The 12,470-nt window shown below is 72.0% G+C and carries 14 protein-coding genes; 10 read left to right on the top strand and 4 right to left on the bottom strand.

Going from position 1 to position 12,470, the window contains the following annotated elements; genetic code table 11:
* Nucleotides 1–28: 28 nt before the first annotated feature.
* A complete protein-coding gene (locus INN71_RS13090; RefSeq protein ID WP_277497874.1) occupies nt 29–1,408 on the bottom strand; it encodes a UTP--glucose-1-phosphate uridylyltransferase in 1,380 nt (459 codons plus the stop codon).
* 23 nt (nt 1,409–1,431) lie between these two features.
* Between INN71_RS13090 and INN71_RS13085 the strand changes: the two genes are divergently transcribed.
* Nucleotides 1,432–2,034, top strand: coding sequence for a 5-formyltetrahydrofolate cyclo-ligase (locus INN71_RS13085; protein WP_277497872.1), 603 nt, complete (start codon nt 1,432–1,434; stop codon nt 2,032–2,034).
* Between the two features lie 22 nt (nt 2,035–2,056).
* On the opposite strand, the gene INN71_RS13080 is transcribed toward INN71_RS13085, so the two are convergent.
* On the bottom strand, nt 2,057–2,503 hold the full coding sequence (locus INN71_RS13080) for a hypothetical protein (protein ID WP_277497870.1): 447 nt from the start codon (nt 2,501–2,503) through the stop codon (nt 2,057–2,059).
* Between the two features lie 43 nt (nt 2,504–2,546).
* Entirely contained in the window at nt 2,547–4,220 is a 1,674-nt protein-coding gene (locus INN71_RS13075; RefSeq protein ID WP_277497868.1) for a HAMP domain-containing sensor histidine kinase, read from the bottom strand.
* Nucleotides 4,221–4,449: 229 nt separating this feature from the next.
* Between INN71_RS13075 and INN71_RS13070 the strand changes: the two genes are divergently transcribed.
* Nucleotides 4,450–4,965, top strand: a complete 516-nt coding sequence (locus INN71_RS13070; protein WP_277497867.1) for a hypothetical protein — start codon at nt 4,450–4,452, stop codon at nt 4,963–4,965.
* A gap of 79 nt (nt 4,966–5,044) precedes the next feature.
* Here INN71_RS13070 and INN71_RS13065 read toward each other — a convergent pair whose 3' ends face one another.
* On the bottom strand, nt 5,045–5,245 hold the full coding sequence (locus INN71_RS13065) for a hypothetical protein (protein ID WP_277497864.1): 201 nt from the start codon (nt 5,243–5,245) through the stop codon (nt 5,045–5,047).
* A 154-nt stretch (nt 5,246–5,399) separates the two neighbouring features.
* Here INN71_RS13065 and INN71_RS13060 point away from each other — a divergent pair, with 154 nt between their 5' ends.
* From INN71_RS13060 to INN71_RS13025, 8 genes are all read left to right on the top strand, one after another.
* Nucleotides 5,400–5,723, top strand: coding sequence for an FmdB family zinc ribbon protein (locus INN71_RS13060; RefSeq protein ID WP_277497862.1), 324 nt, complete (start codon nt 5,400–5,402; stop codon nt 5,721–5,723).
* A gap of 178 nt (nt 5,724–5,901) precedes the next feature.
* A complete protein-coding gene (locus INN71_RS13055; RefSeq protein WP_277497859.1) occupies nt 5,902–6,576 on the top strand; it encodes an SAF domain-containing protein in 675 nt (224 codons plus the stop codon).
* A gap of 38 nt (nt 6,577–6,614) precedes the next feature.
* Complete coding sequence (locus tag INN71_RS13050) at nt 6,615–7,001, top strand: MscL family protein (protein ID WP_277497857.1); 387 nt, start codon at nt 6,615–6,617, stop codon at nt 6,999–7,001.
* 141 nt (nt 7,002–7,142) lie between these two features.
* Nucleotides 7,143–8,294 carry a glycosyltransferase gene (locus INN71_RS13045; protein ID WP_277497855.1) on the top strand — a complete coding sequence of 384 codons (1,152 nt, stop codon included), beginning with the start codon at nt 7,143–7,145 and terminating at the stop codon, nt 8,292–8,294.
* Nucleotides 8,291–9,286, top strand: a complete 996-nt coding sequence (locus INN71_RS13040; RefSeq protein ID WP_277497854.1) for a GDP-mannose 4,6-dehydratase — start codon at nt 8,291–8,293, stop codon at nt 9,284–9,286. Before INN71_RS13045 ends, INN71_RS13040 begins: the two co-directional genes overlap by 4 nt.
* On the top strand, nt 9,286–10,218 hold the full coding sequence (locus tag INN71_RS13035; protein ID WP_277497853.1) for an NAD(P)-dependent oxidoreductase: 933 nt from the start codon (nt 9,286–9,288) through the stop codon (nt 10,216–10,218). Before INN71_RS13040 ends, INN71_RS13035 begins: the two co-directional genes overlap by 1 nt.
* Nucleotides 10,215–11,396, top strand: coding sequence for a glycosyltransferase family 4 protein (locus INN71_RS13030; RefSeq protein ID WP_277497852.1), 1,182 nt, complete (start codon nt 10,215–10,217; stop codon nt 11,394–11,396). The genes INN71_RS13035 and INN71_RS13030 overlap by 4 nt, the downstream gene beginning before the upstream one ends.
* Nucleotides 11,393–12,445: a glycosyltransferase family 4 protein gene (locus tag INN71_RS13025; RefSeq protein WP_277497851.1), complete on the top strand. Its 1,053-nt coding sequence runs from the start codon at nt 11,393–11,395 to the stop codon at nt 12,443–12,445. Before INN71_RS13030 ends, INN71_RS13025 begins: the two co-directional genes overlap by 4 nt.
* The last annotated feature ends 25 nt before the right edge of the window (nt 12,446–12,470 follow it).

Raw genomic sequence — 12,470 nt, 5'->3', positions numbered from 1 at the left:
GGCAGCCCGCGCCGCGCTCGCCGCGGGCTCAGCCTCCCAGCACGGTACCCGGCTCGAGGCGCTGCGCCGAAGGAGCCTCCTCGAGGGTGACCTCGCCCCGCACCTTCACGTCGCGGCCGAAGGTCCAGTCGCCGCGCACGCGCAGGGCCGCGGCCTCCTTGAGCGACGGGGCGCCCTCGGGGAAGCGGCGGTCGAAGTCGCCGACCAGCTTGTAGTGCTCGCCGTCGAGGTCGATGAACGGCACGTCGGCGGCGACCTGGTCGAGCGTGAAGTCGGGGCCGATGGCGTAGATGTCGCTGCGCAGCACCAGCAGGTCGTTCGTCGTCTTGACCGGGATGAAGCGGTCGCGGCCGACCTCGATGGTCTGCGCGCCGTCGAAGACCTCGATGGCCGCGCCCATGGCGGTCTCGATCTGCACGACCTTCTCGGTGCTGGAGTCGGACGGGTCGACCGTCTTGACGTTGCGGATGAGCGGGAGGCCGAGGATGCCCTCGCGCTCGGTGAGCGCCTGCTTCATCGCGGCGAGGTCGAACCACAGGTTGTTGGTCGACGTGTACTTGTGGCGGTCGAGGTCGGCGAGGGCGCCCTTGTCCTCGTCGCGCGTCTGCGCCGACTCGCGCAGGATGATGCGGCCGTCGCTCTTGCGGCGGGCGAAGTGGCCGCCCTTGCGGTCCGACGGCGTGCGGCGCACGGCCTCGATCGCGAACGGCGCGCCGGAGGTCGCGAACCAGCCGGCCACCTCGGGCGTGGGCACGGCGCCGAGGTTGTCGGAGTTCGACACGAACACGTAGCGGTAGCCGGCCTCGATCAGCTGGTCGAGCAGGCCGGTGCCGAGCAGCGCCGTGTAGATGTCGCCGTGGCCGGGCGGGCACCACTCGAGCGTGGGGTCGGCCGCGAACTCGACGGGCGTCAGGTCCTTCTCCCGCAGCTTGGGCTCCTTGTTCTGCAGGAACTCCAGCGGCAGGCCCTCCACCGGCAGGTCCTCGTAGCGCGCGAGCGCCGCGAGGGTGTCGGAGGAGGTGCGGAAGCTGTTCATGAGGATGAGCGGCAGCGGCGCGGAGTAGCGCTCGCGCAGGTGCAGCACCTGGCGGGCGATGATGTCGAGGAACGACAGCCCGCGCCGCACGCACAGCAGCGACTTCGCCCGGTCCATGCCCATCGACGTGCCGAGCCCGCCGTTGAGCTTGATGACGGCGGTCTTCTGCAGCGCGTCGGCCGCGGCGGCCTCGTCGACCTCGACGTCGGCCAGCGACGGCATGTCGAGCGGGTCGATGGTGTCCTCCGCGATCATGCCGGTCTCGCCGTGCTCGAGGAGCCGGTAGTAGTGCGCGAACACCTCCACCGCGGTCTCGTCGATCCCGGCCTCGCGCATCTTCTCGGCCGCCTGGTGCAGCCCGGGGGAACCCATGGCGGCGATCGTAGGCTCAACCGGTGGCCGCCACACAACCTCCGGCAGAAGAACATCCCGGGCGGGCGAAACGTGCGCTCCGCGCCGAGATCCTCGCGCGCCGCGCCGCGCGCACGCCGGCCGAGGTGGCGGCGTACGGCGAGCGCCTCGCCACGGCGGCCCTCGCCCACCCGGTGGTCGCCGGCGCGCGGTGCGTGGCGGCGTACGTCGGGGTGGGCACGGAGCCCGCGACCCTCCCGCTCCTCGACGCGCTGCGCGCGGGCGGCGTGCGGGTGCTGCTGCCGGTGCTGCGGCCCGACTGGTCGCTGGACTGGGGCCGGTACGACGGGCGCGACGCCCTCGTCACGTCCTCGCGCGGCCTCCTCGAGCCGCGGGCTCCAGAGGGCGCTGCCGGGACGGCCGACGCGGTCGACGCGCTCGGGGACGCCGACGTCGTACTGCTGCCCGGTCTCGCCTGCTCCGCGGACGGCGCGCGCCTGGGCCGCGGCGGCGGCGCCTACGACCGGGCGCTCGCCGCGCTCCGCTCCCCCGTGCCGACGTACGTGCTGCTGCACCCCGACGAGGTCGGCATCGACGTGCCGACCGAGCCCCACGACGTGCCCGTCGACGGGGCGATCACGGGCTGAGGGCCCTGTCCCGGGCCGCGCGTCAGTCGGGCAGGGCCGACGCCCGGGCGCTGATGGCGTGCTCGACGTCGTCGGACACCGCCCAGTACGCCTCGTCGAGCTCTTCCCACAGCGCGTCGTCGGCAGGCGACAGGTCGTCGCTGCAACTGTTCGGGCGCATCCGTCGGTACTCGACGAACGCCCTGTCGACCAGGTCCGCGACCTGGTCGAGACCGAGCGACCGGAGCGCGACGATGCCGTCGGTCACGTACTCGACATCGGTCTCGACGCAGTTCTCGATCGCGCCCACGAGGCCGCCGTTGCCGATCAGGCCGTGGATCACGGCGACGGCCCCGAGGTCCCACCGCCGGCGGGCTGCATCGTCCTCGAGGGACTCCCTGAGACCCACCCGGTCGTCGTAGTAGTCGATCGCTCGGTCCAGTGGCGACACGGAGGGGCCGGGGAGACCGGGAACACCGGAGGAGGACATGAGCCGAGCCTAGTGACGTCGGTCAGCCCCACGTCGGGCGACGTCACCCGCCGCAGGGCACGCGGATCTCGAACTTCGCGCCGTCGCCCTCGGCGGAGACGACGCGGGCGCTGCCGCCGTGGCGCTCGGCGGCGGCGCGCACGATGGCCAGGCCGACGCCGCTGCCCTGGATGGCCCACTTCTCGGCGTACCCGCCGCGGTAGAAGCTCTCGAAGAGCGAGTCGCGCTCCTGCCCGAGGATGGGGACGCCGTCGTTCTCGACGGTGACGACCGCCTCGAACGCGCCGTCGGTGCCCCGCACGCGGCCGACCTGGACGCACACGCGGTGCTCGCCGAACGTCAGGGCGTTGCGCACGAGGTGGCGCACGGCGCTGGTGAGGAGGGCCTCGTCGCCGGTGACGACGACCTCCCCGAGCCGCACGTCGATGCTCAGGCCGGCGCAGGACGCGCCGGCGCGCTCGCGCTCGACGGTCACGCAGTGACGCACGACCTCGTCGAGCCGCACCGCACGCGGCGGGCAGGTCGCGGGCCCGTCGACCTGGGTGAGCAGCACGAGGCTCTCGACCAGGTCGGCGAGACGCTCGACGTTGCGAGCGGTGGTCTCGACCACGCCCTGCTGCTCGTCGGTCAGCGGCCCGAAGACGCCCTCCTGCAGGAGGTCGAGACGCCCGAGGGCGTTGGTGACGGGGGTCCGCAGCTCGTGGCTGGCGGTGGCGACGAACCGGGCGCGGGCGACCTCCATGGCCCGCAGCTCCCGTACGACGCGCCGCTCGGCGTCGCGGCGCTGGTCGCCCACGATGGCCAGCGGCAGGGCCCACAGGGCCGCCGTACCGACGAAGACGCCGATCGACCACGACCGCTCCACGTTCGCGAGCGGCCCCTCGTGGATGCCGGTCATCGGCACGTGGAGGGGGGCGCCCACGAGCCACACGAGCACGCCGATCGCGGAGAGCACGACGAGCTCGATGGCCGTGACCCGCACGCCGAACTGGAGGCCGGCCCAGCTGAGGGCGACGAACACCGCGGTGCTCGCGACCGCCGTGACGAACCCGCCGACGAGCACGAGGAGCGCGCAGAGCGCCAGCATCGTGGCGACCTGCAGCGCGAGCTCGCGGGCCGAGTAGCGGTCGTAGGTGCGCTGCGGCCGCTGGAGCAGCACCGGGCACCACACGAGGATCGCCGTCGCGTTGGCCAGGGCCGCAACCCCGGCGGTGGGCCCGTCGGCCCCCTCGGCGCCGCTCAGCAGCAGCCCGCCCACCCCGACGCAGGCGGCCCCCAGGGCGGCGGCGAGGGCGAGGAAGCCGAACGCGCCCATCGAGTCGATCGAGCGCACCCCGGAGCGCACGAGCACGAGGGCGGCGGCCGCCGACGCCGCGGTCCCGCCGACCGCCACGATCACGGCGGCCTCGAGCGGCGACCCCACGAGGGCGGCACTGACGACCATGTACGCCGGCAGCGCGAGGCCCACGAGCACCTTGCCCCAGCGGGGGGCGAGCACGAACGCGGCGGTGCCGACGCCGACGGAGGACCACACCGGGTTCACGCCGTACACGTCGGAGCCGACGATGCCGCGCCCGACGGCGGTGCCGATCGTGACGACGGCGGCGAGCAGCCAGGCGACAGCGTCGACCGCGCCGGCGGGCCCCGACAGGCGTCGCGGTCGACGGGCCTGCCACACGGGCGTCGTCAGGGGGGCGACGGACGTCTGCGTCGTCATCGCCCTGCCTCCCCTCACCTCGTCCGGCCCGATCCGGACATCCGACAGTCCCACGTTGCAGGGCCCTCATCGGCCGGCTTGCGCGATTGTTGAGGAGTCAACCTAGAGACGCTTGAGTAGAACGGGGTTCACTTCCGCGCCGCCTGTTCTCACGACCACAGGTCTAGCCCACGGAGCCGTGTTCCGGCGTCCGCGAGCGCCGCCCGAGCGGCCGCCGTACGTTCCGCTCATGACCCTGCTCTCCCGCCGTTCCACCGCCCCCCGAGCCACGTCGACCGCCCGTCGCCTCGCTCCCGCCGCCCTCGTCTGCACCGCCGTGATCGCGGCCAGCGCCACGACCGGCGCCTTCGCCGCCACGCTCATCACCGGCGCGCAGATCGCCGACGAGACCATCACGACGAAGGACGTCAAGAACGGCTCGCTCTCCGGCGCCGACCTCGGTCGCGCCAGCATCTTCGGAGCGCAGATCAACGGCGCGACCAAGAAGACGTTCATCGGCGTCAACGGCTACGAGGTCGTGGAGGAGCTCGTCAGCGTCGGCGCGCTCGAGTCCGACGCGTACGGCGAGGTCTACTGCCCCGAGGGCACCGCCGCGCTCAGCGGCGCCGCCTACTGGTCGACCAGCGACGAGGCCGTGCAGTTCCTCGTCAACCCGGACGGCTCCAGCGTCTCCGCCTACGCCTCCAACCCCTCCGACGTCGCCGACGACCTCGTCGTGCAGGCCGTCTGCGCCACCGTCAACTGAGACCGGCGGGCTCCGCCCGCACTGCGACCCCGTCACGCCCTGCGTGGCGGGGTCGTGCGGTTCCACCCCCTCGGCGGTCTCAGCGCAGGGCGCGCACGCCGAGCCCGACGAGCACCGCCCACGCCAGCAGCCGCGGCACGTCGCTCGCGACGATCCCGTGGGTGTCGCTGAACGCGACGAGGATCTTCACCGGCTGGTGGTCGTTCGTGATGGACGACAGCATCCAGGCCGTCGCACCGACGAGGAACGCCAGCACGCAGCTGCGGCGTACCCAGGTCATCGGGTCAGCGTACGGAGGGTGGGGGGATGGGCCGTTCAGTGAGCACGATCCACCGCTTGGCCGGATGAAGCACTACCGGTGACACGACCTACAATTGGCAGTCGAGCCCGCCGAGTGCCAGTCTCTCGGCCAGCACACGTCTCCGGAGGTCCACGTGCCCACGTACCAGTACGCCTGCACCGAGTGCGGTCACGCCTTCGAGCAGGTCCAGAGCTTCAGCGACGACGCCCTGACCGAGTGCCCGGAGTGCCACGGCCGGCTGCGGAAGCTGTTCAACGCCGTCGGCGTCGTCTTCAAGGGGTCGGGCTTCTACCGCACCGACAGCCGCACGGGTGCCTCGAGCTCGGACACCTCGTCGACGACCAAGTCCTCGAGCGACGCCGGCTCCTCGTCGTCGGGCGACAAGTCGTCGAGCACGTCGACCTCGACCGAGAAGAAGACGCCCAGCAGCTCTAGCGCCGCCAGCACCTCCGCCTGATCCTGGGCGGTCGTCCGGCGCGGCCGCGCCAGCATCCGGTTGAGCTGGCCGCGCCGACACGCGGTGGTTGAGGTGGCCGCGCCAGCACCCGGTGATCGAGGTGGCCGCGCCAGCGGCCCTCGAAACCACCTGTGGAAGCCCGCCGACGCCGCGCCTCGATCCGGCCTAGCGTCGTCGCATGCCTCTCGCCACCCCACCGACGACGGCCGCGCGCTCGCGCGGCGCGACCCTGACGCGCGGCCCGCGCCGCGTCTTCGCCCGCCACCGTCGCGCACTGGGCGCGATGCTCCTCGGGGTCGCCGTCCTCGCCTGCGTGCAGGCGTTCGCGGCCCCAGGCCGACCCACCACGCAGGTGGTCGTCGCGGCCCGTCCGGTCGCGGCCGGCGTCTCGCTGACCGCGGCGGACCTGACGACCGTGACGCTCCCGGTCGAGGCCGCGCCACCCTCCAGCCCGGCCCTGGACGACCTCGTCGGTCGCGCGACGGCGAGTCCGATCGGGGAGGGCGAGGCCGTCACCGAGACCCGCCTTTCCTCGGCGACGACCTTCGCGACCGGGTCCGGCGAGGTGGCGGTGCCCGTCCGTCTCCCCGACCCTGCGATGGCCGCGCTGCTGCGGGTCGGGGACGTCGTCGACCTCGTCGCCACGGCCGCTGAGGACGGCACGACGACCACCGTTGCCCGCAACGTCCGCGTCTCCGCCCTCCCGCAGCCCGTCGACGATCCCGGTGGAGAGCTGGTCAGCGGTCGACTGGTCGTCTTCGCCGCCGACCCGGGTGACGCGCTCGACATCGCCCGCGCCGGCGCGCAGGACTTCCTGACCATCGCCTTCCGGTCTAGCGTGGCCGCCCGGTAGCCCCGCGACCTGCGGGGCCTCGGGACGAGGAGCAACCGGTGAGCGGATTCAAGGCATTCATCCTGCGCGGCAACCTGATCGAGCTGGCAGTGGCCTTCGTCGTGGGCGCTGCGTTCACGACGGTCGTGACCGCCACCGTGGCGATCTTGATGGACCTGATCGGCAAGGTGGGCGGGCAGCCCGACTTCTCCACCTACCAGCCGGGAGGCGTCTCGGTCGGCGCCTGGCTGACCGCCGTCATCTCGTTCCTCATCGTCTCCGCCGTCGTCTACTTCGGCGTCGTGCTTCCCTACACGAAGGCGAAGGAGCGGTTCTTCCCCGACCCGGAGGGCGAGCCCGGTACGCCGGAGGACGTCGCCCTGCTCACGGAGATCCGCGACCTGCTGGCCTCCCAGGCTCGTGGGGGCAACGGGCTCTCGACCTGAGCCCCGGTTCCCGAACGCACCGGGCGTGTGACGGAACCCGCGCCGACCTTGACGGGATCCTGCGACAACGGCCCCCGCGCCCGTCTAGGGTCATCGGGAGCCGCAACCACAGATGGCCGGAGAACGGGGTGGACGAACGCGATGAGGACACAGGGCGCGGGCAGCAGCGCCCCTCGCATCGCGATCGCGCACGACTACCTGACCCAGCGCGGCGGCGCGGAGCGCGTCGTCCTTGCCCTCGCGAAGGGCTTCCCCGACGCGCCCATCTACACGACGCTGTACGACGCGGACGGCACCTTCCCGGAGTTCCGTGACCTCGACGTACGCCCGTCGCGCCTGAACCGGGTCGGACCGCTGCGGAAGGACCACCGCAAGGCGCTCCCGCTCCTCCCCGCCGCAGCCTCGTCGATCTCCGTCAATGCCGACGTCGTCATCGCCAGCAGCAGCGGGTGGGCGCACGGGTTCGGCGGCAGCCACAAGACGCTCGTCTACTGCTACTCCCCGGCGCGATGGCTCTACCAACCCGACGTGTACCTCTCTGGCAACGCCGGCCGCCTGCAACGAGCCGGGCTCAAGGCGCTCAGCGGGCCGCTGCGCCGCTGGGACCGACGGGCGGCCTCACGAGCCGACCGCTACCTGGCGATCTCGACCATCGTGCAGGAGCGCATCCGCGCCACGTACGACATCGAGTCGGCCATCCTGCCGGCACCGCTGAGCGACCGCCTGCGGGCGGTGGCGGCAGAACCGCTCGACGAGCCCGTGGTGCGAGACGGCGGCTACCTGCTGTGCGTGTCGCGACTGCTGCCGTACAAGAACGTCGACAAGGTGACCCGCGCCTTCGTGCAGCTGCCGGACCACCGGCTCGTCGTCGTCGGCCGGGGACCGGAGTGGGACGCCCTCCGCCGAGATGCGCCGGACAACGTCACCTTCCTCCGCGACCTCACCGACGGCCAGATGCGCACCGTCTACGAGCGTTCTCGTGGACTCGTCGCTGCGAGTCACGAGGACTACGGCCTGACCCCGCTCGAGGCGGCCCTGTTCGGCAAGCCCAGCGTCGTGCTCGCGGCTGGGGGGTTTCTCGACACGATGGAGGACGGCGTCACGTCGGTCTTCTTCGACTCCCCCACCCCTGGTTCGATCGCGGGCGGCGTCCGCCGACTCCTCGACTCGGTCTGGGACGAGCGCGCCGTCTCGGCGCACGCCAGCCGCTTCACCGAGAGTGCGTTCGTCGCGCGTCTGCGCGACGAGGTCGCCTCCCTCATCGACCCGCAGCTCCAGCAGGAGGAACAGTGACCAGCCCCAAGCGCGCCCTCATCACCGGCATCACCGGACAGGACGGGCAGCACCTCTCGGAGCTCCTGAACGCCAAGGGGTACGAGATCTACGGACTCATCCGCGGGCAGCGGAACGCCCGCCGCGAGGCCTTCGTGGCGGAGTTCCCCTTCGTGAACCTGGTCGAGGCAGACCTCACCGACCCCACGTCACTGCTCGCCGCCGTCCGCACCTCGGAGGCTGACGAGGTCTACAACCTGGGGGCCATCAGCCACGTCGGCTACTCCTTCCGCAACCCGCAGCTGACTGCCGACATCACGGGCAAGGGCGTGCTCAACCTGCTGGAGGCGATCCGTTCCTCCGGGCGCGCCGACGAGGTGCGCTTCTACCAGGCGTCGACCTCCGAGATGTTCGGCGGCCTCGACTACAACCGGCCCGGAGCCGGCTACAACGAGGACTCTCTCTTCCACCCCCGCAGCCCGTACGGCGTGGCGAAGCTCTACGCCCACTGGATCGCCAAGAACTACCGCGAGTCCTACGGCATGTTCGTCTCCACGGGAATCCTCTTCAACCACGAGGGCGAGCGTCGTGGTCTCGAGTTCGTCACCCGCAAGATCAGTGATGCCGTGGCCCGCATCCACCACGGCTTGCAGCCCCACATCGTGCTCGGCGACCTGTGGCCCAAGCGCGACTGGGGCTACGCCGGCGACTACGTCCGCGGGATGTGGCAGATGCTGCAGCACGACGAGCCCGACGATTTCGTGCTGGCCACCGGCGAGACACACTCGATCGAGGAGTTCCTGGCACTGGCGTTCGCCGAGATCGGCATCGACGACTGGCGGCCCTACGTCAAGCAGGACCCGCAGTTCATGCGGCCCGCGGAGGTGGACATCCTGCTCGGCGACCCCGCGAAGGCCGAGCGCGTGCTGGGCTGGAAGCGCGACGTGGACTTCGCCGGCCTGGTGCACCGGATGGTCCAGCACGACCTCAAGGTGACGGACCCGAACGCCTGATGTCCGAGCCGGTCGTCGTCACCGGGGTGAACGGGTTCGTCGGCCGCCACCTGGTGCTATCGCTCGTCGCCTCGGGGCGTCGCGTCGTGGGGGTGTCCCGGGACGCCAGACCGGGTGACGACATAGCTGGCTTGCTTGTCGACCATGTGGCGGTCGACCTGGCCAGTGACCCGTTGCCCGTGATTCACGCGTCCGGCGTCGTGCACCTCGCTGGCCTCTCGGCCGTGGGACCGTCGTTCGACCATCCTCAGCACTATCTGACGTCGAACACGGCGATGATGACCAATGTCTGCGAGCCGTTGTTGGCCGCCAACTCGCCAGCTCGCGTCGTGGTGGTCAGTTCCGGGGCCGTCTACGACTCCGCCCAGGACCTGCCTATCACCGAGGCGGGCCGTACGGCGCCGACATCGCCCTATGCGGTCAGCAAGCTCGCCGTCGAGCATCAGGCGTTCTACTACGCCCGCCGCGGCCTGGCCGCCACGGTCGCGCGGCCGTTCAACCACATCGGGCCCGGTCAAGGCCCCGGGTTCCTGGTTCCGGACATCATCGCCGGGCTGAAGGCGGCCCAGCGAACTGGTGTACCCCCAGCGTTCGGCGACCTGACCTCGCAGCGGGACTACACCGACGTCCGGGACGTGGCCGACGCCTACGTCGCGCTGCTCAACGCCGACGGGCTCGCGCCAGGTGAACTCGTCAATGTCTGTACTGGGCGAGCGGTCGAGGGGACGAGGATCCTCAGCTCGTTGGCCCAGATCGCAGAGGTCCCCATCGACGGGGTCACTGTCGATGCCTCCCTCCTGCGCCCGGCCGAGCCGTCCGTGATCGCCGGTTCCAACGCCAGGCTCTCGCGCCTCACCGGCTGGCGACCAAAACTGACTCTCGACCAGAGCCTGGCCGACGCGTGGGCGGCCTCCCTCTCGGCCATGTCGTGACCCGCGTCGCGTACCTCATCCACTCGGCGGCTCCCTCGGGAGCCGAGCTCGCGCTGGGCCGGGCGCTATCGGTCTGGCCGACTCACTCGACCGTCGAGGTCCACCTGGCCGCCGACGGCCCGGTGGTGGACACCTACCGCCGGCTCGGCGTGCGCGTGCACGTGCGACCCCTCTCAGAGGCCTCGCGGGCGACCCGGCGGGACGCCGGTGCACGCGCCAAGGCAGCGGCGCTGCTGGCCCTGTTGCGGTACGCCGTGAGGCTACGACGCGAGCTCCGCGGCAGCCGCCCCGACGTCGTGGTTGCCGGCAGCTTGAAGGCCGTGGTGTACGCCCGCATCGCGACGGCGTTCTCCGGCACGCCCCTGGTGTGGAGCGTCCACGACCGGGTCGGCCGTGACTACCTCGGTCCGGCAGCACCGTTCTTCTCGCGCGTCCTGCCGAGCCTGGTCGACGGGATCATCGTGAACAGCCGCGCGACCCTGGCGTCGTTGACCGCCGGGCGCACTCCGGTCCTGATCTGCCCTCCCGGTGCCCGCCTGCGCCGCGTCGCGCGTCCGGTCGGCGAGCAGGTTCGAAACATCGCCGTGCTGGGTCGGCTCAGCCCCTGGAAGGGCCAGCTCGAGGCGGTGCGCGCCTTCGCGTCCGCCGCGCTGCCGTCGTCCACGCGGCTCCACCTCATCGGCGGAGCGCTCTTCGGCGAGCACGACTACGAGTCGGTCCTGCGCGAGACAGTGGCCGAGCTCGGTGTCGACGACCGTGTGGTGTTCCACGGCCACGTCGACGACCCCCGGTTCTTGCTCGAGGAGATGGACATGCTCGCCCACACCTCGGTCCTGCCCGAACCCTTCGGCTCGGTAGTCCTGGAGGGCATGGACGCGGGCTGTGTCGTGATCGCTTCTCGACCGGGCGGTCCGGCTGAGGTGGTGCAGGACGGGGTGAACGGCTTCCTCGTGCCGTGCGGCGACGTCGACGCGCTGCGGGAGGCACTGACGAGCACCGCGGCTCTGGGACCGGGCGCCCGCCGAGAGCTGGTCGCAGCAGGGCACCGCACCACGGGCAGGTACGCGATCGGGGTGACGACCCCAGCCCGGGCCGGCTTCATCCGTGCCATCGCCCGCGGGCGGCGCCTGCCCGCCGTGACCGAGTGGCACCAGTGGACCGAGGAGATGGACCGATGACCAAGATGCGCGTCACGTGGGTGAGCCTGGAGTGGCCCCGCGAGGGCCATCACTCGGGCGGTGTGGGCCGGTACGCCGCCCGCCTGGCGGCGCGGGTGCAGGAGCTCGTCGACCTCACCGTCATCACCTACGCCGGGGCCGCGCCGGTCCCGGGGGTCGAGCTCGTCACGATCCCGCCGGCCGGCTCGCGGGTCGAGCGCTACTACACCTCGGCCTGGCGGGCGGCACGCGCCCTGCCCGCCACCCGGCCCGACGTGGTGCACGCCCATGGGGACGACTTCCTCCTGCGCACCTCGGCGCCCATCGTGCGCTCGTTCTACGGCACGTCGTGGGGAGAGGCGAAGTCGTCCACGGGTCTGCGCAAGGCCAACCACGTGGTGCTGGCGGGGGCCGAGCTCTGGTCTGCGAAGCGGGCGCAGCTGCGCCTGGGCATTGCTCCCGAGTCGCTCGAGATGTTCCGCTGCCAGCACGTCTTCCCGCCGTACCTCCGGCAGCAGCGCACGACCGGCGGCACCAAGGGAGCAGAGCCCGTCGTGGTCTTCATCGGCAGCTTCCGGGGCCGCAAACGGGGCTGGATGGTGCAAGAGGCCGTCGAGGCACTGCGCGCAGAGGACGACCGGGTCCGCCTCGTCGTCATCGGACCGGCCGACGACGCCGCCAGCTGGTCGCCGTGGGTCGAGCACCGGGCCGGGCTCGCCGACAGCCAGGTCGCCGACGTGCTCGGCTCGGCGTGGGTCCTCGCCTCGCCCTCGGAGTACGAGGGCTTCGGGATCCCGGTCCTCGAGGGCATCGACCACGGCCTGCGCGTGGTGGCCAGCAGCAACCCGGGCTCCCAGTACCTGCAGTCACGCGCAGAGCCCGGGGTCCCGCTCGACGTGGTGGAGGACGAAGCGTTCGGGGCGTCCCTCGGCCGGGCGGTCGCACGCGGGCCGGTCAAGTCGCGGCCCGAGCGCGAAGCTGGCGGACGCCTCGTGTCCGACATGGCAGCCGACGGCTCCCCTGAACGCCTGCTCAGCATCTACCAGGAGGCCCTTCGCGCTGCCCGATAGGTACCGTTCGCCGTGGCGCTCTTCA

It is taken from the genome of Nocardioides sp. ChNu-153, assembly GCF_030466625.1.
Lineage (GTDB): Bacteria > Actinomycetota > Actinomycetes > Propionibacteriales > Nocardioidaceae > Nocardioides.
Note: the sequence above shows the minus strand (reverse complement) of the source record. Positions and strands in the feature narration are given on the sequence as shown.